The sequence below is a fragment of the Actinacidiphila sp. bgisy160 genome (genome assembly GCF_965342435.1).
Taxonomy (GTDB): domain Bacteria; phylum Actinomycetota; class Actinomycetes; order Streptomycetales; family Streptomycetaceae; genus Actinacidiphila.
The window spans coordinates 105,348-127,259 of sequence record NZ_CBDRCM010000006.1 but is presented as its reverse complement, the minus strand read 5'-3'; the positions used below and the strand labels follow the sequence as shown (position 1 = coordinate 127,259).

Sequence of the window (21,912 nt, the reverse complement as noted above, 5' to 3'; positions counted from 1 at the left end):
CTACCGTGTCGGGGACGGGAGAGGCGGTGACGGCATGGCAGAGGCGGTCGAGCTGACCGTCGGCGAGCGGACGGTCCGGATCTCGAACCCGGGGAAGGTGTACTTCCCGGAACCGGGCTTCACCAAGCTGGACGTGGCCCGCTACTACCTCGCGGTCGGTGACGGCGTCCTGCGGGCGCTGCGCGACCGGCCGACGACGATGGAGCGTTACCCTGACGGGGTCGCGGGCGAGTCGTTCTTCCAGAAGCGCGCGCCGGGGAACACCCCGGACTGGATCCCCACCGCCCGCATCCGCTTCCCCTCCGGCCGCCACGCCGACGAGATCTGCCCGACCGAGGCGGCCGCGGTCGTCTGGGGAGCCAACCTCGGCTGCCTCACCTTCCACCCCTGGCCGGTCCGGCGCGGCGACCTCGACCACCCCGACGAGCTGCGCATCGACCTCGACCCGCAGCCCGGCACCGACTTCGCCGACGCGGTGCGCGTCGCCGGCGAACTGCGCGGGCTGCTGGAGGAACTGGGCCTGCGCGGCTGGCCCAAGACCTCCGGCGGGCGGGGCCTGCACGTCTTCGTCCCCATCGAGCCCGCGTGGACGTTCACCGTGGTGCGGCGGGCCGCCATCGCCATCGCCCGCGAGATGGAACGGCGGATGCCCGGCCAGGTCACCAGCGCCTGGTGGAAGGAGGAGCGCGGCGAGAAGATCTTCGTCGACTACAACCAGACCGCGCGCGACCGCACCATCGCCTCCGCCTACTCCGTACGGCCCGGGCGGCACGCCCCGGTGTCCGCGCCGCTGCGCTGGGAGGAGGTGCCGCAGGTGCACCCGCGGGACTTCGACCTGGCCACCATGCCCGCACGGTACGCGGAGCTGGGCGACGTGCACGCCGGCATGGAGGAGCACGCCTTCCGCCTGGACGCCGTCCTGGAGCTGGCCGAGCGCGACGAACACGACCGCGGGCTGGGCGACATGCCGTACCCGCCGGACCACCCCAAGATGCCCGGGGAGCCGCCGCGGGTGCAGCCCAGCCGGGCCAGGGACAAGCCGGGCCCCGCCGGGAGCGAGGTCTGACGGTACGGCACGCCCCCTTCCCACGGCGGTCGTCGCTGACGCATCATCAGGCGCATGCCCGCGCCTCGACCCGTGCCCCCGGACGAGTACCCGGTCCATCGGACCGCCCGTTCCACGCGCCACGTCGCGACCGGTGACCGCGACGCCCACGACTGCCCGCTCGCCGGGGCCGGCTACCCGGCTGCCCCCGACTGGCAGCACGGCCGGTGGAAGGGCCGGGGCCGGCTCGGCCGCCGTGCGTATGACCTGACGGATCCGGCGGTCATGGCGCCCGCCGCGTACGGAGTCACCGGCCACGCCGCGCGTTTCGCCTGGGACGGCCGGGTCGGCTACGGCATCTTTGAGCACGGCGGTTTCGGCCGCCACACCCCCAGCGGCTTCACCGGTCAGGAGGCCATGTGACAACGGTGCGCACCACCACCCGCGATCCCCGGCTGCTGCGCAGCCGCCTCGACCAGTGGCTGGCCGCGAAGCACCCCGGCGCCCACAGCCGCGGCGTGCACCTCCCCTCCACGAACGGCCTGTCCAGCGAGACCGTCCTGTTCGACCTGGCCGTCCCCCACCCGGCGGGCACCGCGCGCCAGCGCATCCGCCCCTGCGTGCTGCGGCTGGCCGGCGATCCCGACGCGTACACCGTCTTCCCGACGTACGACATGGCCGCGCAGTACCGCGTCATCCGGACAGTGGCCGCCCGCACCCGCGTCCCCGTGCCCGAGCTGCTGTGGCTGGAGCCCGACCCGGGGCCGCTCGGCGCGCCCTTCTTCGTCATGGAGCGCGTCCCGGGACGCGTCCCGCCGGACGTCATGCCCTACACCCACGGCGGCAACTGGCTCTTCGATGCCTCCGAGGAGGACCGGGCGCGGCTGGAGCGTTCGACGGTGCGCGTCCTCGCCGAACTCCACACCGTTCCCGGCGAGGGGACACTGCGCGCGCACGTCGACGCCCAGCGCGCCTACTACGAGTGGGTCGTCGACAAGGCGCCCCGCTCCCCTGTCATCGAGCGCGCCTTCGCCTGGCTGGAGAAGCACTGGCCCACCGACCCCGGGCCGTCCGTGCTCAGCTGGGGCGACGCCCGGATCGGGAACATCGTCTACGACGCCGACTTCAGCCCCGTGGCCGTCCTCGGCTGGGAGATGGCCTCCTCCGGCCCCCGTGAACTCGACCTGGCCTGGCTGGTGCACCTGCACCGCTTCTTCCAGGACCTCACCGTCGCCGCCGGCTTCCCCGGCATGCCCGGCTTCCTCGACCGCGACCGCGTCGCCGCGACCTATGCGGAGCTCACCGGGCACACCCCGCGCGACCTCGGCTTCCACCTCGCCTACGCCGCGCTGCGGCACGCGGTCGTGATGCTGCGGATCGGCCACCGCCAGGTCCACTTCGGGGAGCGCGAGATGCCGGCCGACGCGGACGCGCTGATCCCGCACCGGGACACGCTGGAGGCGATGGTGGAGGGCCGCGACCGCTGACCCCCCATGACCACGCCAGAACCTCACGTTCCGTGACGGCGAGATGTCCGGGGCGCCCGCAGCGGTGCTCCGGACGGCCCGCCGCCCGCCCGGGCACTCCCCACGACCTGCGGACGGACGCCATCCGTGCCACCCTGACGGGGGAATGGACTGATGATAATCACCCTTTTGTCATGTCGTGCACTGCTGTGTCCGGGTACGGACTGCGACCCTCGGTCGGGAGGGGTCCCGCGCCGTCGTGAGGAGTACGCATGCACCAGCACCTCGCCCGTACCGCCGCGGCCGCCGCCCTCCTGGGAGCCTCCGCGTTGGTCACGATGCCGGCCCACGCGGCCCCCGCGGCCCCCTCCTCCCCCACGGTCTTCGCCCACCGGGGCGCCTCCACCGAGGCCCCCGAGAACACCCTGGCGGCCGTGCGCCGGGCCCACGAGCAGCACATCAAGTGGATCGAGAACGACGTCCAGCGCACCAAGGACGGGGCCCTGGTCGTGATCCACGACTCGACGCTGAACCGCACGACCGACGTCGAGCAGGTCTTCCCGGACCGCGCCCCCTGGCGCGTCGCCGACTTCACCCTCGCCGAGATCCGCCGGCTCGACGCCGGCAGCTGGTTCGCCCCCCGTTTCCGCGGCGAGCGCGTCCCCACCCTCCAGGAGTACCTGGCCCTCCTCGACCGCGACCAGCAGGGCCTGCTGCTGGAGCTCAAGCAGCCCGAGCTGTACCCCGGCATCGAGAAGCAGACCGTCGACGCCCTCCAGAAGGCCGGCTGGCTCGACCAGGCGCACCTCAACGGCCGCCTGGTCGTCCAGAGCTTCAGCGCCGACGCCCTGCGCCGCACCCACGAGCTGCGCCCGGCCATCGAGACCGGTTTCCTGGGCAGCCCGCCCGTCTCCCGCCTGAAGGAGTACGCGGCCTTCGCCGACCAGATCAACCCGGACGAGAAGGACGTCACCTACGCCTACGTGCAGGCGGTGCACAGCCAGAAGGGCCCCGACGGCAAGCCGCTGCGCGTGAACGCGTGGACGGTCGACGACCTCACCACCGCCGTCCGCATGGCGGCCCTCGGCGCCGACGGCATCATCACCAACCGCCCGGACGTCATCCGTAACGGCGTGGAGTGACCCGGACGGGTGCGTGTGCGGCCCGTTGAACCGCTCGGCCGAACGCGACGTATCAGTCACCGTGGGTGGCACCGCGTCGCCGACACCGCAGGAAAGGGCCCAGCGATCCCCGTGGAATCGAGCCGTACCGTCAGCAGCGACCGCGCAGCGCACCGCCGGCGGGAGGTGCCGGGCCTCGAGGGACTGCGCGGCCTGGCCGCACTGTACGTACTGCTGTTCCACTGCTGGCTCTACACGTTCCCGGGGTATCCCGACAGTTCGGCCCCCTGGTGGCTGGACGGGCTCATGTACGGCCGTCTCGCCGTCGTCTTCTTCCTGGTGCTGTCCGGGTTCTCCCTGGCCATCCCCGCGGCGCGGCACGGCTGGCGGCTGGGCGGCGCCGGCCGTTTCCTGCGCCGCCGGGCCTGGCGCATCCTTCCCCCGTACTGGGCGGCCCTCGCGATGAGCCTGGTCATCGCCTCGTTCGTGGTGCCGGCCTCGCACTTCGGGCCACCCACCGGCGCGACGGTCGTGGTGTACGGGCTCGTCGCCCAGGACGTGTTCACCGCGCCGACACCGAACGGCACGTTCTGGTCGATCGGCGTGGAGGCGGAGCTCTACCTCCTCTTCCCGCTCCTCCTGCTCGTCCGGCGCCGGCTGGGCGCCGTCGTGCTGCTCGCCGGCGTGACACTGCCGGTCGTCGCTCACGGCCTGACGGCGCCGGGCGCGACCCCGGTGGAGGGGAACAACTGGCTCACCCCGCATCTGGCCCCGGTGTTCGCCGCCGGCCTGGCGGGCGCGGGGATCGTCGTCGCCCCCGCCCGGGTCCGGCGCCTGCCGTGGCACTGGTTCGCCGTTCTGGCCGCCGTGCCGGTCGCGGCGCTCGCCGCCGTCAAGGGCCCGGTCTGGACGGCGGACCACTACTTCTGGGTGGACCTGGCCGTCGCGCCCGCCATGACGATGCTCATCTCCGCGGTCGCCACCGGAAGACCCGCCTTGCCGCTGCGACTGCTGACCGCGCGTCCGGTCCGCGGACTCGGCGGCTTCTCGTACAGCCTCTACCTCGTCCACCTGCCGGTCGTGATGACCGTCATCCGGCGCGTCGCCCCGCGGTTCGTCTCCCCGGGGCTGCCCACGTTCTGGTTCACCCTCGTGCTGGCGTTGCCCGCCTCGGTGCTGGGGGCGTGGCTGTTCGCCCGGATCTTCGAGGCGCCCTTCAAGCGGAACCGCTCCTGGAAGTCCTTGCTCGCGCCCGGCCGTTCCCGGATCGCGGGCCCGGCCCGGCCCGGGCCCGCCGAGACCACACCGGCGGGTCCGTGACGTCCGGCCCCCGGCAACGGCGAAGGCCCACGGCGTCCGAACCGGGTCGGCGCCGTGGGCCTTCGTTCGCACAGGTCAGTAGACCGGCTTGTCCGGCTCGATCGTGTTGACCCAGCCGATGACGCCGCCGCCGACATGGACCGCGTCGGAGAAGCCCGCGGACTTCAGGACGGCGAGGACCTCGGCGGAGCGGACACCGGTCTTGCAGTGCAGGACGATCTTCTTGTCCTGCGGGAGGTCCTGGAGGGCGTCGCCCATGAGGAACTCGTTCTTGGGGACCAGACGCGCGCCCGGGATGGAGACGATCTCGTACTCGTTGGGCTCGCGGACGTCGATGATGTCGATGTTCTCGCCGTCGTCGATCCACTCCTTGAGCTGCTTGGGAGTGATCGTCGACCCCATCGCCGCCTCCTGCGCCTCCTCGGAGACGACGCCGCAGAAGGCCTCGTAGTCGATGAGTTCGGTGACGGTCGGGTTCTCACCGCAGACCGCGCAGTCCGGGTCCTTGCGGACCTTGACCTGGCGGTACTGCATCTCCAGGGCGTCGTAGATCATCAGCCGGCCGACCAGCGGCTCGCCGGTGCCGGTGAGGACCTTGATCGCCTCGGTGACCTGGATGGAGCCGATGGACGCGCACAGCACGCCCAGGACGCCGCCCTCGGCGCAGGAGGGGACCATGCCCGGCGGCGGGGGCTCGGGGTAGAGGCAGCGGTAGCAGGGGCCGTGCTCGGACCAGAAGACCGACGCCTGGCCGTCGAAACGGTAGATGGAGCCCCATACGTACGGCTTGTTCAGCAGCACGCACGCGTCGTTGACCAGGTAGCGGGTCGCGAAGTTGTCCGTGCCGTCGACGATCAGGTCGTACTGGCTGAAGATGTCCATCACGTTGTCGGCCTCGAGCCGCTCCTCGTGAAGGACCACGTCGACGTAGGGGTTGATGCCCTTGACGCTGTCGCGGGCGGACTCCGCCTTGGAGCGGCCGATGTCCGCCTGGCTGTGGATGATCTGGCGCTGCAGGTTGGACTCGTCGACCTCGTCGAACTCCACGATGCCGAGCGTGCCCACACCGGCGGCGGCCAGGTACATCAGGGCGGGCGAGCCGAGACCGCCGGCGCCCACACAGAGCACCTTCGCGTTCTTCAGCCGCTTCTGCCCGTCCATCCCCACATCGGGGATGATCAGGTGGCGGGAGTACCTGCGGACCTCGTCGACGGTGAGCTCGGCGGCCGGCTCGACCAGGGGTGGCAGCGACACGGGGACTCCGTTTGTCGATCGATCACTACGGTTGTTCTTCCCGTAACACTGCCACGCCCTTCTTCATTCCGAGACCGCCGTCCCGAGGGGCGAGACGGTTCTTGGTCACATGCTGGGCGGCGGCTGACGCCGCAGCATGCGCGACGCCTCGTCCCAGTAACCCGGCAGGCCGTCCCAGGCCGCGTGGTCGGTGCGGTCGGTGAAGTAGACGGTCGCCGCACCCTGCCAGCGGGCGATCCGCATGGCGTTCTCCAGGTGTGGTGCGGGAACGCCGTGCACCAGGTGACAGAAGCGCTCCGGCGGGTACGCGGCCGTCCACTCCGGGGCCTCCGACCAGCGGTACTGCGTCCACGGCCCGGCGAAGGTCACCAGCTGGTCGGCGACCTCGGCATAGCCCTCGTACGGGTGGCAGCCGTGACCGAGCACCACGTGCCCGGTGCTGCCGCCCGCCACGCTCAGCAGTGCGCGCAGGGTGGTGATCACCCGCCGGCAGTCGGACAGCTCCGAACTCGTGGTCGGGGCACGGTCGAGGTAGAAGCCGTCGACCCGGTACCAGTCGAGGAAGCGGTGCGCGTCGGCGACCAGTTGGCCGAAGGGCCGCGCCCCGTGCCGGGTGTCCAGGTAGCCGAGCACGGGCACGGCCGCGTCGCGCAGCCGGGCGCACGCCTCGATGCAGAGCGGGTCGATCCGGGCGCCGGGGCCGCGCGCCACGTTGAGCACCACCCAGTGCACCGGGGCCTGCGGGCGGGCCAGTTCGGCCCACTCGCCCGGGGCGACCAGCGGGTGCGCGTACGCGGGGACCCCGAAGCCCAGTCCGTCACAGCGGTCGATCGGCCTGCGCAGGCCGCTCGGTGTCACACGCGGCATGCCGCCTCCATCCAGACGTCGGCCAGGGATTCCTCAAGAGCGATGCGCGGGCGCCACCCCAGGCGGTCGCGGGCGGTGCGGACGTCGGCCTGCTGCCAGGCCCCGCAGCCGTCCGGGTAGTGGGGGTGCCCGCTGCCGTTCACCATCAGGTGCGGGTCCTCGACCTCGTGGAGGGCGCCGGCGTAGCCCGCGGCGTTGGCCAGGACCGCGGCCACCTCGCGCAGCGGCACTGCGCGGCCCGTGCCGATGTTGACCAGGCCCTGGGCGGCGGAGAGCGAGGCCGCGTGCACGGCGCGGGCCACGTCGCGCACGTCCACGAAGTCCCGCTGCACACCGAGGCCGGTCAGTTTCAGCTCGCCGTCGCCGGTCTGCATGGCCCGGCGCATCGCCTCCGCGAGCCGCCCGATCGGCGAGGCGGTGGGCGTGCCCGGCCCGACCGGGGTGAAGACCCGCAGCACGACGGCGTCGAGCCCGGAGCCGAGCACCAGTTCCGTCCCGGCGAGTTTGCTGACCCCGTACGGGCCGCCCGGCCGGGGCACGGCGTCCTCGGCCGTCGAGGAGCCCACGGGCGAGGGCCCGTACTCCGCGGCGCAACCCACCTGGACCAGCCGGGCCGAGGTGGCGCTGCGGCGCATGGCCTCGCACACGGAGGCGACGGCGATCGTGTTGTGCCGGGTGAGTTCGCGTGCCCCGCCGCGTGTGGCGCCCGCGCAGTTGACGACGACCCCGGGGTGGACGGCGTCCATGAAGCGCGCCAGTGCGCCGGGGCTGCCGGACGACAGGTCGAAGCGCACGTCGGCGTCGTCGCTGCGGCCGAGCGCGGTCAGCTGCACCGCGGGGTCGGCCAGCAGTCGCTCGGCCACGTGGCGGCCGACGAATCCGTTGGCGCCCAGGAGGAGGACTCTCATAGCGAGCGCCTCCGCTGCGCGTGCCGTGGCCGGGGGTGCGGGTGGGTCATCGTGGGTCGCTCCTTGGCTTCTTCTTCGGAACTGCGGGGTGTGCCGGGCCGACCCGGCCGCCGCCCGCTCATCGCGGCGCCGCCGCGGCCGTGTGCGCCGAGGCGCGCGAGAGCGTGGTCAGGGCGTGGGCCGCCAGCGCCAGGGCGGCGGCCGCACAGGCCAGGGCGGGGACGGCCGCCGGCGGCAGGGGGAACCGGTCCAGCAGGGCGGTGGCGAGGGCCACGGCCTCGGTGGCGCAGGCGAGCCCGGTGCCGATGGCGGCCGGGTCGGGGTGGCCGTGCACCGCGAGCAGGCGGGCGGTGAACAGCAGCAGCGCGAGCGCCGCGGGCGCGGCCAGTGCGGCGGCCGTGAACGAGGCGCCTGTCACCGCGCGGGCGGCGCACAGCAGCACGAGTACGCAGGCGAGGAAGAGCGCGAGCGTGCCCGCCAGCAGCGGCCGCACGGCGCCGCCGAACTCCTCCAGGGTGCGGCTGTGCAGCAGATGCCCGCGGGAACGCACCGCGAAGCGGTGGGCGCACCAGACGGCCGGTGCGAGGGAGAGCGCGAGCGCGGTCAGCTCCGCGGCGTCCGCGGCGGGCAGAACACCCCCGGCGAAGCCGTCGACGGCGCGCGGCCCGAACAGCCCGAACCCCACCAGCCAGCAGCTCCACACCACGCCGCCAGGGCCCGTGCCGTACGGCGCCCGCAGCGGTCCGCGGCGCAGGGCGGCGAGCAGCGCGAGCAGGAGCAGCGGCACGGCCACGGCGACGACGGTGACCGGTGGCAGCACGCGCAGCGCCCCGCTCGCGGCGGCGCAGACGGCGCCCGGGGCGAGGGTGAGCAGCAGGCCGGGGCGGTCCACGGGCAGACCCGTGGCCGGCGGGGCGATGGCGCGGGGCACCCGGGCGTAGAGCTCCTCGGCGAGGGTGAAGACGTCGCGGTGCCGGAAGCCCCCCGCGACGCGGTCGGTGACGCCCTGCGCCTCCAGTCCCGCCACGATCTCCAGCGGGTCCACCGCCTCGGCGCACAACTCCTGGTGACGGTGCATCAGAGCCCGGACGGGGTCGGCGGGGCCGCGTTTGCGGGGGCCGCTCCTACGGGCGCCGGCTTCGGTCTCCTGCACGTCGCTCATGTGCGCTCCCGCCTCTCGGCTCCGGCGTACGCGGGCTCGCGCGCGGCGAGCGCCCAGGCCGGCGCGGCCGTCCAGCGGCCGGGGACGTGGGATTCGGCGGGCCTTCCGAAGGGGACGGGGATGCCGTCGGGATCGCGCAGCGGGGCGTGCCGGCCGGGCGCGTGGGCGACCAGGTCGAGGTAGATCTCGCGGAACGCCGCCAGGTTCCGCTCGACGGTGAAGAGCTCCAGGGCGCGTTCGCGGGCGGCGGCGCCGAGCCGCTGCCGGCGTTCGGGGTCGCACAGCAGGGCGACGCAGGCCTCGGCGAGCGCCTTCGGGTTGCGCGGCGGCACGACCAGACCGGTCCCGCCGATGACCTCCCGTACGGCGCCGACGTCCGTCGAGACGGTCGCCCGGCCGCAGAACATGGCCTCGACCAGGGTGACCGGGAATCCCTCGACGACGCTGGAGAGGACCACCACGTCCCCGGCCGCGTACGCGTCGGGCAGCGCCGGGGCGCCCGGCGAGCCGAGCTCCTCGAAGGTGACCGGGTTCTCCCCCGCGGTGACGGCGTCGGCCGCCTCGTCGGGGAAGAGCTGCGCCGCCAGGGAACGGCACTGCTCCAGGTACGCGGGGTCACCCTCACCGGCGAGGACGACGCGCAGCCGTGCTCCGGGCTCCTTCTTGCGCACCTCCCCGAAGGCGTGCAGCAGCCCGACCAGGTCCTTGCCCGGGTCGGCCCGGCCGACCCACACCAGCGCCGGGTCGTCGCCCTCGGCATCGGCCGGGGGCTCGGGCACGGACCCCTGGTAGCCGGGGTAGACCGTACGGACGCGGTCCCGGTGCGCGCCGCAGTGCTCCTGCCAGCGGCGCGCGTGGGCGTTGCCCGGGGTCACGAGGGCGGCCAGGCGGTACGCCTCGCCGGCGAGGTGGCGGTGGAAGGCGGCGAGCAGGGCGCGTACGGGGGCGGACACGCCCGCGGCGCGGTGCAGCAGCAGGGTCTCGCGCAGCCGCACGCCGTACTCGGTCACCAGCAGCGGTGTGCCGAAGAACCGTTTGGCCAGGAGGGCGGGCAGCAACGCGGTGCCGCCCGTCACGGCGTGGCAGAGGTCGGAGGTGGCGAGGGCGTCGCCGAAATCGTCGTACCAGGGCGCGGAGAGCGGCCGCAGCACGCGCTCCAACTGATCGGCGGCGAGCAGGAGGTCGCCCACGCCGGCCTCCCCGGCCACGGGTCGCGCGCCGGGCGCCCGGCAGACCTCCTCCAGCACGCGCACCGCGTGCTCGGAGCGCAGCAGCGCCGGGACGCCGCCGTCCTCGCGGGCGAGTTCGGCGAGGCCGTACAGCGCGGAGGCGAAACGGTCCTCCGCACCATTGGCCCCGGCGTCCCCCGCCAGCACCCCGACGAGGTCCCGGTACCGCTCCAGCGCCTGCGCCCGCCGTCGGCGGGCCTTGCCGGGCCCGGCCCCGGGCCCTGGCCCCTGGCCCCACAACGGCAGCGTGCGTACGTGCCGTACCTGGGGCGGCAACGGCAGCATCCCCGCCGCCTCGGCCCGTTCGCTCCGGCCGAGCGCGTACACCGCGAACTCGTGCCCGGTGAGCCCGCGCACGAGCCGGTCGACCCAGGCGCCCCCCTCACCCCGGGCGTACGGATAACCACCCTCCGCGAGTAATGCGATACGCACGTCTGCCCCCTCTCGGCACCGGTCTGTTCGGGCGCGATGACCGTATTCCGGCGAAGTGGGGGCACGACGGACGGTTGTCCGCCGTGCCACCGAAAGGGGTGAAGAGACGTGACTTTCCCCGGCGTTGCGCGTTGGGACCGAGTAGACGTTCGCCGGATGGTCCCCAAGGGAACGGAGCGCGTCCGCGCGGCCGTGGACGTGCACGGCGTCGAGCTGTGGCCCGAGCCGGAGGACGCCGCCTGACCTCGCGCGAGGCGGGGCACAGGGGTGCGCCCGTCCGACCGGGCCGGGCGCGCCCCGGCCGCCTCAGGCAGTGGCCGCCAGGGCGCCGCGGGCGGCGCGGCGGGCGGCGGCTTCCTCCGGGTCGAGCACCGGGACCGCCGCGAGCAGCCCCTTGGTGTACTCGTGCTCCGGCGCCTCGTAGACCTGCCCGGCGGGCCCGTACTCCACGACCCGGCCCGCCCGCATCACCGCGACGTTGTCGCTGACCTGGCGCACCACGGCCAGGTCGTGGGCGATGAAGACCAGCGCGAGTCCCAGTTCCCGCTGCAGGTCGCCCAGCAGCGCGATGACCTGGGCCTGCGTCGTGACGTCGAGTGCGGACACCGGCTCGTCGCAGACGATCAGCCGCGGCTCGGGCGCCAGCGCCCGGGCGATGCCGACCCGCTGGCGCTGTCCGCCGCTGAACTCGTGCGGGTAGCGGTGGTACCAGCCGGGGTCGAGCCCGACCCGTTCCAGCAGTTCCCGCACCCGGGCGACGATCGCGGCGTCGTCGAGCACCCCGGCCGTGCGCAGCGGGTCCGCGATGGACTCGCCGATGCTGCGTCGCGGGTTGAGCGAGGACACCGGGTCCTGGAACACCATCTGCAGCCCCGGCGCGCCGGGGCGCGCGCCCGGCCGCCGCAGCTCGCCGCCCGTGGGCTCCAGCAGCCCCACGAGCATCCGCCCCAGCGTGGTCTTGCCGCTGCCGCTCTCCCCGACGACGCCGAGCGTCTCGCCCGCGCGCACGGTCAGCGAGACGCCGTCGACCGCCGCGACCTTGGCGCCGCGCCGGCCGAACTCGCGCCGCACGTCGACGGCTTCGAGCAGCACCTCGCCCGCGGCGGCGGCACGCGGCTTCGCCGTCCCCACCCGCGGGACGGCGGCCACCAGGTCCCGCGTGTACGTCTGCCGGGGCGCGCCCAGCACGCTGCCGACCGGTCCGCGCTCCACGGCGCGGCCGTCCTTCATCACCAGCACCTCCTCGACGCTCCCGGCCACCACGCCCAGGTCGTGGGTGACCAGCAGCAGCCCCATCCCGGTCTCCTGCCGCAGGTCGCCGAGCAGGTCGAGGATCTGGGCCTGGACGGTGACGTCCAGCGCCGTCGTCGGTTCGTCCGCGACGAGCAGCCGCGGTTCGCAGGCGAGCGCCATGGCGATGAGCGCCCGCTGGCGCATGCCGCCGCTGAACTCGTGCGGCCGCAGGCGGGCCCGTCGCGGGGCGTCGGCGATGCCGACCCGGTCGAGTACCGCGACCGCCCGCTCGCGGGCCGCCCGCCGGGACGCCTGCGGGTGGTGCACCCGGTACACCTCGGCGATCTGGTCGCCGATCGCGTAGTAGGGGTCGAGCGAGGACAGCGGGTCCTGGAACACCATCGCCGCCAGCCCGCCGCGCAGCCCGCGCAGTTCCTTCTCCCCCGCGGTCAGGACGTCGACGCCGGCCACGCGCACCGAGCCGCCGATCCGCGCGCCGCTGCCGCGGTGCAGTCCCAGCAGGGTGAAGGCGGTGGCGCTCTTGCCGCTGCCGGACTCGCCGACGATGCCGAGCGCCCCGCCCCGCGCCACGGAGAAGGAGAGCCCGTCCACGGCGCGGACGGTGCCCGTGCCGGTGGGGAAGTCGATCGTGAGGTCCTCGACCTCGATCAGCGGTGACGTCATGCCAGCACCACCCGTCGGTCGGCCACCGCGTACAGGACGTCCGCGAGGGCGTTGGCGAGGACCACGAAGAAGCCGGTGACGAGCACGAGCCCGACGACGACCGGCAGGTCCTCGGTCTTCACCGCGTCCACCAGGCTCTTGCCGAGCCCGGGGATGCCGAAGAGCGACTCGGTGAGCACCGCACCGCCGAACATCGTCCCCAGGTCCAGCGCGGTCAGCGCGATGACCGGCGGCAGGGCGCCGCGCAGCGCGTGCCGGCCGACGATGGACCGCTCGCTGACGCCGTAGGCACGGAAGGTGCGCACGTGGTCCTCGGAGAGCGTGTCCAGCATCGAGCTGCGGGTGAGCCGGGAGTACTTGGCGCTCTCCAGGATGGCGAGGGCGAGCCAGGGCAGCACCAGGTTCCACGCCCACTGCTCGGGGTCCTCGGTCAGCGGGACGTAGGACGGGAAGGGCAGCCAGCCCAGCACCGAGACGAACAGCAGCATCAGCAGGATGCCGATGATGAAGACGGGCACGGCGTTGCCGGCGAGGGTGAGCGCGGTCAGCAGGCGCTCGGTGAGCCCGCCGTGGCGCAGCGCCGAGAGCACGCCGGTACCGACGCCGATGACCAGCCACAGCACCATCGCGCCCAGGGAGAGCGAGGCGGTGGCCGGCAGGCGCTGCGCGAGCAGCGCGGTGACCTGCTCGCCGCTCTGGTACGAGAAACCCAGGCACGGGGCGCCGCAGTGCTCGGTGCCGACGCCGGTGCTGATGTCGGAACCGGCGAACAGGCCGTGCAGGAAGTGCGCGTACTGCGCGAAGGCGGGGTCGTCGAGGCCGAGCTGGGTGCGGACCTGGGCGACCTGGTCCGGGGTGCACTTGGGCCCGCAGGCCAGTTGTGCCGGGTCGCCGGGCAGGACGTAGAAGAGCGCGTAGACCGCGACGCTGAGCACGAGCAGGACCAGCGCGGCCGCGAGCAGCCGGCGGAGGGCGAAACGGGCGAGGAGCGTCACGACCGCGCCTCCTTCCGGCGGCGCACCACGGCCCGCAGGCGACTGCCCGCCCGCGGGTCGAGGGCGGTGCGCACCCCGTCGCCGAGCGCGGTGAAGGCGAGGACGGTGACGAAGATCAGGCCTGCGGGCAGCAGCACGTACGTCGGATCGGCCTGGTACCAGGTGGTCGCGGAGGAGAGCATCTGACCCCAGGAGGGCGTGGGGGGCTTGACGCCGATGCCGAGGAAGGACAGTCCGGCCTCCGAGGCGATGTTGGAGGGCACCAGCAGCGCGCTGTACGTCACCACGGGCGCGGCCAGCGACGGCAGCAGTTCGCGGCGGGCGATCCGCCACCAGCCGGCGCCGCCGAGCCGGGCGGCGGCGACGTAGTCGAGGGACTTCAGGCTCAGCGTCTGGGCCCGGACGATACGGGAGGTGCCGCCCCAGCCCAGCAGGCCGAGGACGAGGACCAGCAGCACCGGACGGGGGAAGCCGGCCGGCACGATCGCCAGCAGGGCGATGGAGAAGACCAGGGTGGGCAGCGCCAGCATGACGTCGGTGGTCCGGCTGAGCAGGTTGTCCAGGAAGCGGTTGCCGAGCCCGGCGGCGAGGCCGACGGCGACACCGACGGCGATCTGCACGACGGTGGCGGCGACGCCGATGCCGAGCGAGATGCGCGCGCCGTACACCAGCCGGGCGAACAGGTCGCGTCCGGTACCGGGTTCGACACCGAGCCAGTGGTCGGCGCTCACGCCTCCGAAGGAGCCGAGCGGGACGCCGCCGAGGGCGGAGTCGACGGCCGAGGCGTGGTACGCGTCCGGGTCCTGGCCCTCCAGCGCGGCGAGCAGCGGGGCGGCGACGGCCACCAGGACGAGCAGGGCGATCACGGCGACGCCGGCGAGGGCGGCGCGCTGGGCGCGCAGCCGCCGCCAGAGCTGCCGGGCGCGGCGAGCACGTCGGTGGTGGTCACTTGACCGCGACCTGCGAGACGTCGAGGACGCCGGTCCAGTCGCTGATGACGACGTTCTTGACGTCCTTGCCGTACAGGCGCTTGTAGACGGGGTACGCCAGCGGCACGGTCAGCGCCTGCTCACCGATCTTCTTGTCCAGGGCGCCCCAGCGTGCGGCGGCGGCCTTGAGGTCGGTGAGCTTGTTGATCTCGTCGATCTCCTTGTTCACGGCCGGGTCGTCGAGCTGGGCGCTGTTGTAGTTGTAGCCGTCCTCGACGATCTGCCGGCCGTCGAAGATCGGCGCCAGGAAGGGGCCGCCGGACGGCCAGTCGGCGCCCCAGCCGGAGAGGAAGAAGCCCGGCTCGGTCTTCACGCCGTGGATCTTCTCGCTGTAGGCGCTGGACTCCAGGCCCTGGAGCCGGACGGTGATGCCGGCCTTCTTCAGGGCGTCCTGCAGGGCGGTGGCGACCTCGGGGCCCTGTTCGTCGCCGGCGCTGCTGTCGTGGGTCAGCGTGACGGTCAGACCGTTCGGGTAGCCGGCCTCCTTCAGCAGCTCCCTGGCCTTGGCGGCGTCACCGCTCTTGCCGGCCGGGAAGGCGTCGTACGGGGTGTGGCCGAAGGCCTCCTGCGCGGGCAGGAAGGTGGTGGCCGGCTCGGCGAGCGAGGAGCCGCCGAGGGCGTTGACGACGGTGGTCCGGTCGACAGCGTAGGAGATGGCCTGGCGCACCTTGGGGTTGTCGAAGGGCTTCACCTTCGGGTTGAAGGCGATGTAGTCGGTGTAGCCGAAGTGGCCGGTGCCGACGCGGCTCGCGAGCTCCTTGTCGCCGGTGATCCTGGCGAGTTCGGCGGCGGTGAGGTTGGTGTCGGTGGTGACCGTCGCCGCGTCCTTGCCGGAGCCGGCGGACAGCCGCTGGTTGATCACGGCGGCGTCGAGGCCGGAGCGCACGTCGACGCGGTCCGGGTAGGCCCGGCGCTCCTCGTCGGTCCTGGGGTCCCAGTGGGTGTTGCGCTCCAGGACGAGGTGCTCGCCGTCGTTCTCGTTGCTGACGACCTTGTAGGGGCCCGAGGAGAAGGGGTGGTTCTCGTACTTGGTGCCGGTGTCCTTGGCCTTGGGCACCGGGGCGAAGGAGGTCTGGGTGGCCAGGAACGGGAAGTCGCCCTCGGGCTTGTTCAGGTGGAAGACGATGGTCTTCGCGTCCGGGGTCTCGATGGAGGCCAGGCCGGCCTTGTCCTTGTACGGACCCTGGTAGTCCTTGCCGCCGACCAGCCAGTCGCGCAGGTAGGGGGCGCCCCCGGACAGTTCGGCGGCGAAGGAGCGCTCGATGCCGTACTTGATGTCGGCGGTGGTGATCGGGCTGCCGTCCTCGTACTTCAGGCCGTCCTTGAGGCGGTACGTCCAGACGGTGGCGTCCTTGTTGGGCGTCCCGGTGTCGGTGGCGAGGTCGGGGACGACCTTCGCGCCGGGCGCGCCGTTCTCGCGGTTGCGGGTGGTCAGCGTGCGGAAAACCAGTCCGGGGATGTTGCCGCCGCCGGAGGTGTAGAGCCGGGCGGGGTCGAAGTCCTCCTGCGGGGACTGGTTGAGGACGTACAGCGTGCCGCCCTTGGCGGGCTTGCCGCCGGCCGCCTTGGCCCCGCTGTCCTCCGGACCGCAGGCGGCGGCGCCACCGGTGATCGCCAGGACGACGGCTGCCGCTGCGAGGCGGCGGGGTGTGACGGACGGGTGAGACATCGAGGATCCCTTTCGCGGCTGCGAGATGGCGGAGGCAGGGCTGTGGAAGGCCCGCAGGCAGCGGCGACGACCTCATGGGGAGGCCGTGAAGGATCGATCGTGTGTCGAGCACTGTGCCCACGGGCGGGAAGGACCGGGGCGAGGGGGAAACGTGCCCTTTAAGCGCCCGGCACCGTGGAACACCGACACAGGATGTCGGCCACGCTGTGCCCGGCCACACCGATGAGCGCCAGCTCGATGCTGGCGTCGGCGTCTGCGGCGGGGCTGTGCGGCATGCCGAAAACATTGAACGATTAATCGCCCGATGTCAAAAAGCTAGCCCCGGGGGTAGGGCCAGGCGTTGGGCTTGCAGGTCAGGCCGCCGTAGGAGAGGAACTTCGTCTGCTGCATCATCACCGGGGCCAGGGCGCCCTGCTTCGGGCAGAGGACATGGCCGTAGCCGAGCCGGTGCCCGACCTCGTGGTTGATCAGCATCTCGCGGTAGGCGAGCATCCGGCCGGGGCCGTAGGTCTCCGACCCCTGAGCCCAGCGGTATGCGTTGATCATCGTCCGGGGAGTCGACGCCGCGTCACATGACACGTTGTCAACTGTCGTGTCGAGATCGGACTTGGCGCACCACGTAGCCGTGGTGCCGGGGCTGGCGAGCGTGATCACGATGTCGGCGTGGCCCGTTGAGACCCGTTCGAAGGTGCGGGCGCCGGCGTGTGCCCAACTCCGCTTGTCGTTCAGCGTCCTGTAGACCGCGTCCGCGAAGAGCCGTCCGTCCAGCGGCAGCCCCTTCTCGACGTCCACCCGTACGCGCAACAGCTTGCCCTTGCCGGGGGCCTTCTCGTGGCCGCCCACGGTCTGGAACCTCCCGGCCAGCCCCAGGTCCTGGTCGAGCGGATAGCGCCGGGTCATCGCCTGGTCGTAGGTGAGCGGGGCGGCGACCGCGGAAGGTGAGGCCGAGGGGGTCGCCCGGCCCTGGGAACGGGACGCCGAGTCGTCGGCGCCCCGGCTGCCGCCCGGTGCCGCGGTGGCGGACGAGTGGCGCTTGTCACCCCCGGTGGCCATCTGGCCCGCGGCGACGACGGCGAGCACGGTCACGACCGCCGCCGCGGCGGCGCCGCTGAGGGCGCGAGTCCTGCCGGCCTTCTTGGGCCGTTCGGGTTGTTCCCCGCTCTTCTCGGCCTCCTCGGCGCCCCCGACGGGTGCCCCGGATCCGGTGGTGGCGGAGGGTGCGTCGAAGGCCGCGACGAACTCCCGCCTCGGGCCGGGGACGTCACGGGCTCCCGCGCCGGGCGCCCGGCGCGGGCGCGGGAAGCCGGATATTCGCGGCGCGGTGAAGACGCCGGGGTCGAGGGGGTCGTCGTCCTCCGGGTACTCGGTGCCGAGGGCGGTCTCCGCCAGTTCGGCGGGCCGGGTCCCGCGCGGCGTGCGGGGCGGGGCCCAGGAGCCGGCCCGGCCCCAGGCCGAGTGCTCCCGGTGCTCGGGGTGGGAGTGGCCCGGCACGTCGTGGTGACCGTGCCCGGGGTCCCCGGGCCCGAAGCCGTCCTCCCGGCCGCCCGGCACGGGACCACCGGGCACCCGGCCCGGTCCGCCCGGCCGCTGCGGGGTCGTCGCCGCCGGGCCGGGACGCCGGCGGCGTCCGCTGCCCCAGCCGCCGCCGCCTATGCCCGGTACGTCGTCGCGGCGGCCGTCCCGGCCGCCCGGTGCGCTGTGCCTGCCCATGAAGTCAGTGATCCGTCCGCGCGTCCGTGGCGTCCAGCAGTTCGCGGAAGGCCCGCTCCACCGTGTCGGGGTGCTCCATCATCGCGACGTGCCCGCTGTCGGGGAGCGTGAGCAGCCGCGCGTCACGGAACGTCCGGGCGGCACGGTACGCCATCCGGGGGGCGACCAGCTTGTCCCGGCCCCCGTACACCAGCAGGGTCGGCGCGAGCACCCGCTCGGCCTGCCGCCACAGGTTGTGCTGGCCGCCGAGCGTGTAGGCGTCGACGATGCCGCGCGCCGAGCGGGTCAGCGCGTCCCAGAAGTACGGCAGCGCCAGCCGGCGCTCGTACTCCGAGGCGTGCTCGGCGAAGGCCTCCTGGCTGACCTTGGCCGGGTCGCCGTAGCAGAGCGCCAGCAACTGCCGGGTGCGCCGCTCCACGGACCAGCCGCGGGTGGCACGGGTCACCAGCATGGTCGCGCCCGGCAGCCCGAGGAACGCGGTCGGCCAGGCGCCGCGCTGCGGCGGCACCTCCGGCAGGGCGGGCGAGATCAGCGTCAGGGTGCGGACCAGGTCGGGCCGGGCCGCGGCGACCTTGGTGGCGACGGCGCCGCCCAGCGAGTTGCCGAAGAGGTGCACCGGCCCGCGCCCGGAAGCCTCCAGCAGGCGCACGACGGCGCGCGCGTGCCCCCCGATCGAGTAGTTGCCGTCGTCCGGTGGCGGGGAGTACCCGAAACCGGGCAGGTCGAGGGCCTCGCAGGACACGCGGTTCGCCAGCAGCCGCATCAGCGCGGACCAGTTGGCGGACGACCCGCCCAGGCCGTGCACGAAGAGCGCGGGCGGCAGCCCTTCGGCCTGCTCCGTCCGCGCTCGTACGGTCAGTGTCCGCCCGGGCAGGGCCACGGTCAGCACGGTCTCCCCGTCCCCCGCTCTGGCTCCCGAAGGCGGTACGGGCACGGCGGCGAGTGCGGTTTCGGGCGGCTCCGTCGAGGACATGGGGCAATGTTACGAGGTGATCACGCGTGCGCTCGTGTGTTCGCCCTCACACGCGTCGTGGCGATTCTCCGCATCTTCCGTCACCCTGCAGACCCCGTCCCTGTCTCCTACGCTCGCAGAAGGGGAAAGAGGGAAACAGTGGGTAGCAGCGGGGGACCGGCAGCACACGACCAGACGGGAGGTGCCCGTGTCCGACGACATCGAGACCTTCGACGACGACGCCATCGACGACCTGGAGGACGCCGAGGCCGACATCGAGGCGCCCGAGGCGGACATCGCCGAACAGCACCTCGAACTGCTGCAGCACCGCGACGTCCCGATCACCGAACGCCCGGACGACGCCGATCCCGCGGACGTCGCCGAGCAGCACCGGGTGGTGGAACTCGACGAGGACGACTATCGCTGAGTTCCGCTTGGTGAGAATGTGCGTTCGCACAGCGCATGCCCCCGCTACCGAAAAGTACGATGGCACCCGCAGCGCAGAACGACATCACTTGGGAGGCGGCGTGACAGCCATCGAGCAGACTGAGGCGCGCCCTCGCGGCACACGCCTGCCGCGCCGGGCCCGGAGAAACCAGCTGCTGGGCGCGGCGCAGGAAGTGTTCGTCGCCCAGGGTTATCACGCCGCCGCGATGGACGACATCGCCGAGCGTGCGGGCGTCAGCAAGCCCGTGCTCTACCAGCACTTCCCCGGCAAGCTCGAGCTCTACCTGGCCCTGCTGGACCAGCACTGCGAGGCCCTGCTGGACGCGGTGCGCACCGCCCTGGCCTCCACCACCGACAACAAGCAGCGCGTGGCGGCGACCATGGACGCGTACTTCGCGTACGTGGAGGACGAGGGCGGCGCCTTCCGTCTGGTCTTCGAGTCCGACCTCACCAACGAGCCGGCCGTCCGCGAGCGTGTCGACAAGGTCGCGCTCCAGTGCGCCGAGGCGATCAGCGAGGTCATCGCCGAGGACACGGGGCTGACCACCGAGCAGTCCATGCTGCTCGCCGTCGGACTCGGCGGCGTCTCGCAGGTCGTGGCCCGTTACTGGCTCTCCAGCGGCAGCTCCATGCCCCGCGAGACCGCGGTGCAGCTGCTGACGTCCCTGGCCTGGCGCGGCATCGCCGGCTTCCCGCTGCACGGCGCCGAGCACTGACACCGCCCGGCGACTGTTCGCTCTGGGCGTGCCCGTCCAGCCCGTGCCCCGGGACCGGGCGCGGCTAATGTGTCCTGCGTACGGCGCGATTTCCAACCGCGCACACCGCAGACCGTTCGGAGGGACGAAAGCCGTGGAGGTCAAGATCGGCGTGCAGCACGCGCCGCGCGAGATCATCATCGAGAGCGCGCAGACGGCCGAGGAGGTCGAGAAGGCCGTCGCCGAGGCGCTGACGGGCACCGGCAAGCTGCTCAGCCTCACCGACGAGCACGGCAAGCGCGTGCTCGTGCCGGCCGACCGGCTGGCCTACGTGGAGATCGGCGAGCCGGCGGCGCGCCGGGTGGGCTTCGGGGCCCAGCTTTAAGGTCCTGTCGTCAAAGCAGGTCGCGAGCCTCGCCGCTCCCGTACGGGACGACGCACGGCGGGTCACCCCCGAATGGGGTGACCCGCCGTTTCGCTGGGCGGGTCCGGGGGGTAGGACCCGTGCGACCGAAGTCTCCGGGAGGGCCGCACGATGATGTGGGAAGCACTCGCGTTCGCCGCCGTCGGGCTGTCCGTCGCGTACGCCGCGACCCGGCTGCTCCCTCGTCGCCGCCTTCCCGCGGCGACGCTCGTGCTCGCCACGGGAGCGGTCGCCGCCGTCCTCGGCGGCCTGATCACCCGTACCGTCCTCGGCTCCGACCGGTTCCTGATCAACCTCGCCGTGTCGGTGGGGGTGGCGGCCGCCCTGCTCTCGCTGCTGGTGCGCCCGCCGCGGAGCACCCGCCGGCCGGCGCCGCGCACGGCCTGAGCCGTGCGGCCCGGGCCGCTCAGGCGGCCAGGCCCAGCGCCGCCATCCGCTTGGTGTGGGCCTCGGTGATCCGGGTGAACATCCGGCCGACCTCCGCGAGATCGAATCCGTCGGCGACCCCGCCGACCAGCATCGTGCTGAGCGCGTCGCGGTCCGCCACGACCCGCTGCGCCTGCGACAGCGCCTCGCCCATCAGCCGGCGCGCCCACAGCGCGAGCCGTCCGCCGACCCGGGGGTCGGCCTCGATGGCCGAGCGCACCTTCTCCACCGCGAAGCCGGCATGGCCGGTGTCGTCCAGCACCGCCAGCACCAGTTCACGGGTGTCGGCGTCGAGGCGGGCGGCGACCTCGCGGTAGAAGTCGGACGCGATGGAGTCGCCGACGTACGCCTTGACCAGGCCCTCCAGCCAGTCCGACGGCGCGGTCAGGCGGTGGAACTCGTCCAGCGCGGCGGCGAAGGGCTCCATCGCCGCGGTCGGGTCCGTCTCGATGGTGCTGAGCCGCGCGCGGAGCTGCTCGAAGTGGTGGAACTCGGCGGACGCCATCGCCGCGAGCTCCGCCTTGTCCTCCAGGGACGGTGCGAGCTTCGCGTCCTCCGCGAGCCGCTCGAAGGCGGCCAGTTCGCCGTACGCGAGTGCCCCGAGCAGGTCCACGACCGCCGCGCGGTACTGCGGGTCCGCGGACGCGGCGGCCCAGTCCTTGGCGGCGATGGTCGTCTCGGCGGGGGTCTCGGCGGGGGTGTCAGGCGTCTCCATGCTGCGCACAATAGCCAACCCCACCAGCGCGGCAACCCTCCCGCGCGGCCCGCGGCGCGGAAGTCGCGCCGTGACCTGTCGCTCCTACCGGAAAATCCATCCGCCGCAGGTGCGTGATTCCGGGGTACAGTGATATGGACCCGCCAGGTGACCCGGCGGGTCACGCATG

Annotated in this window: 20 protein-coding genes and 2 pseudogenes; 9 read left to right on the top strand and 13 right to left on the bottom strand. The window is 73.3% G+C overall.

Annotation, left to right across the window (positions count from 1 at the left end):
- The first annotated feature begins 34 nt into the window (after positions 1-34).
- The 5 genes and pseudogenes from ligD (at position 35) to ACRWNP_RS08275 (ending at position 4,952) form a co-directional block, all read left to right on the top strand.
- Positions 35-1,066, top strand: coding sequence for a non-homologous end-joining DNA ligase (gene ligD, locus ACRWNP_RS08295; RefSeq protein WP_431960371.1), 1,032 nt, complete (start codon positions 35-37; stop codon positions 1,064-1,066).
- Positions 1,067-1,219: 153 nt separating this feature from the next.
- Positions 1,220-1,468, top strand: a pseudogene (locus ACRWNP_RS08290) (hypothetical protein); the annotation flags it as partial.
- The gene (locus ACRWNP_RS08285; RefSeq protein ID WP_431960370.1) at positions 1,465-2,532 is read left to right on the top strand and encodes a phosphotransferase family protein; all 1,068 of its coding nucleotides are present in this window, start codon (positions 1,465-1,467) and stop codon (positions 2,530-2,532) included. The pseudogene ACRWNP_RS08290 and the gene ACRWNP_RS08285, both read left to right, overlap by 4 nt.
- Positions 2,533-2,783: 251 nt before the next feature.
- Complete coding sequence (locus tag ACRWNP_RS08280) at positions 2,784-3,653, top strand: glycerophosphodiester phosphodiesterase (RefSeq protein WP_431960369.1); 870 nt, start codon at positions 2,784-2,786, stop codon at positions 3,651-3,653.
- Between the two features lie 111 nt (positions 3,654-3,764).
- Positions 3,765-4,952, top strand: a complete 1,188-nt coding sequence (locus tag ACRWNP_RS08275) for an acyltransferase family protein (protein WP_431960368.1) — start codon at positions 3,765-3,767, stop codon at positions 4,950-4,952.
- Positions 4,953-5,027: 75 nt separating this feature from the next.
- On the opposite strand, the gene moeZ is transcribed toward ACRWNP_RS08275, so the two are convergent.
- The 12 genes and pseudogenes from moeZ to ACRWNP_RS08215 form a co-directional block, all read right to left on the bottom strand.
- Complete coding sequence (gene moeZ / locus ACRWNP_RS08270) at positions 5,028-6,206, bottom strand: adenylyltransferase/sulfurtransferase MoeZ (protein WP_431960367.1); 1,179 nt, start codon at positions 6,204-6,206, stop codon at positions 5,028-5,030.
- 105 nt (positions 6,207-6,311) lie between these two features.
- Positions 6,312-7,073, bottom strand: a complete 762-nt coding sequence (locus ACRWNP_RS08265; protein WP_431960366.1) for a spherulation-specific family 4 protein — start codon at positions 7,071-7,073, stop codon at positions 6,312-6,314.
- Positions 7,061-7,981, bottom strand: coding sequence for an NAD-dependent epimerase/dehydratase family protein (locus ACRWNP_RS08260; RefSeq protein WP_431960365.1), 921 nt, complete (start codon positions 7,979-7,981; stop codon positions 7,061-7,063). The genes ACRWNP_RS08265 and ACRWNP_RS08260 overlap by 13 nt, the downstream gene beginning before the upstream one ends.
- 118 nt (positions 7,982-8,099) lie before the next feature.
- A complete protein-coding gene (locus ACRWNP_RS08255) occupies positions 8,100-9,143 on the bottom strand; it encodes a hypothetical protein (protein WP_431960364.1) in 1,044 nt (347 codons plus the stop codon).
- Entirely contained in the window at positions 9,140-10,804 is a 1,665-nt protein-coding gene (gene pelF, locus ACRWNP_RS08250; protein ID WP_431960363.1) for a GT4 family glycosyltransferase PelF, read from the bottom strand. The genes ACRWNP_RS08255 and pelF overlap by 4 nt, the downstream gene beginning before the upstream one ends.
- 306 nt (positions 10,805-11,110) lie before the next feature.
- The gene (locus ACRWNP_RS08245; RefSeq protein WP_431960362.1) at positions 11,111-12,721 is read right to left on the bottom strand and encodes a dipeptide ABC transporter ATP-binding protein; all 1,611 of its coding nucleotides are present in this window, start codon (positions 12,719-12,721) and stop codon (positions 11,111-11,113) included.
- Entirely contained in the window at positions 12,718-13,716 is a 999-nt protein-coding gene (locus ACRWNP_RS08240) for an ABC transporter permease (protein ID WP_431960361.1), read from the bottom strand. The genes ACRWNP_RS08245 and ACRWNP_RS08240 overlap by 4 nt, the downstream gene beginning before the upstream one ends.
- Positions 13,713-14,639, bottom strand: a pseudogene (locus tag ACRWNP_RS08235) (ABC transporter permease); the annotation flags it as partial. The gene ACRWNP_RS08240 and the pseudogene ACRWNP_RS08235, both read right to left, overlap by 4 nt.
- Positions 14,640-14,661: 22 nt before the next feature.
- Complete coding sequence (locus tag ACRWNP_RS08230; RefSeq protein ID WP_431960360.1) at positions 14,662-16,374, bottom strand: ABC transporter substrate-binding protein; 1,713 nt, start codon at positions 16,372-16,374, stop codon at positions 14,662-14,664.
- Between the two features lie 158 nt (positions 16,375-16,532).
- Positions 16,533-16,649, bottom strand: a complete 117-nt coding sequence (locus ACRWNP_RS08225; protein WP_431960359.1) for an Ms4533A family Cys-rich leader peptide — start codon at positions 16,647-16,649, stop codon at positions 16,533-16,535.
- Positions 16,650-16,689: 40 nt separating this feature from the next.
- Positions 16,690-18,084, bottom strand: coding sequence for a DUF3152 domain-containing protein (locus ACRWNP_RS08220; protein ID WP_431960358.1), 1,395 nt, complete (start codon positions 18,082-18,084; stop codon positions 16,690-16,692).
- A gap of 4 nt (positions 18,085-18,088) precedes the next feature.
- Positions 18,089-19,057 carry an alpha/beta fold hydrolase gene (locus ACRWNP_RS08215; RefSeq protein ID WP_431960357.1) on the bottom strand — a complete coding sequence of 323 codons (969 nt, stop codon included), beginning with the start codon at positions 19,055-19,057 and terminating at the stop codon, positions 18,089-18,091.
- A 187-nt stretch (positions 19,058-19,244) separates the two neighbouring features.
- Between ACRWNP_RS08215 and ACRWNP_RS08210 the strand changes: the two genes are divergently transcribed.
- The 4 genes from ACRWNP_RS08210 (at position 19,245) to ACRWNP_RS08195 (ending at position 20,989) form a co-directional block, all read left to right on the top strand.
- On the top strand, positions 19,245-19,463 hold the full coding sequence (locus ACRWNP_RS08210) for a hypothetical protein (RefSeq protein WP_431960356.1): 219 nt from the start codon (positions 19,245-19,247) through the stop codon (positions 19,461-19,463).
- A 100-nt stretch (positions 19,464-19,563) separates the two neighbouring features.
- Positions 19,564-20,199, top strand: coding sequence for a TetR/AcrR family transcriptional regulator (locus ACRWNP_RS08205; RefSeq protein WP_431960355.1), 636 nt, complete (start codon positions 19,564-19,566; stop codon positions 20,197-20,199).
- A gap of 133 nt (positions 20,200-20,332) precedes the next feature.
- Positions 20,333-20,563 (top strand): DUF3107 domain-containing protein, encoded by a 231-nt coding sequence (locus tag ACRWNP_RS08200; RefSeq protein ID WP_431960353.1) that lies wholly within the window; start codon positions 20,333-20,335, stop codon positions 20,561-20,563.
- Positions 20,564-20,713: 150 nt separating this feature from the next.
- The gene (locus tag ACRWNP_RS08195; protein WP_431960352.1) at positions 20,714-20,989 is read left to right on the top strand and encodes a hypothetical protein; all 276 of its coding nucleotides are present in this window, start codon (positions 20,714-20,716) and stop codon (positions 20,987-20,989) included.
- A 19-nt stretch (positions 20,990-21,008) separates the two neighbouring features.
- On the opposite strand, the gene ACRWNP_RS08190 is transcribed toward ACRWNP_RS08195, so the two are convergent.
- On the bottom strand, positions 21,009-21,743 hold the full coding sequence (locus ACRWNP_RS08190) for a ferritin-like fold-containing protein (RefSeq protein ID WP_431960351.1): 735 nt from the start codon (positions 21,741-21,743) through the stop codon (positions 21,009-21,011).
- Positions 21,744-21,912 lie beyond the last annotated feature (169 nt).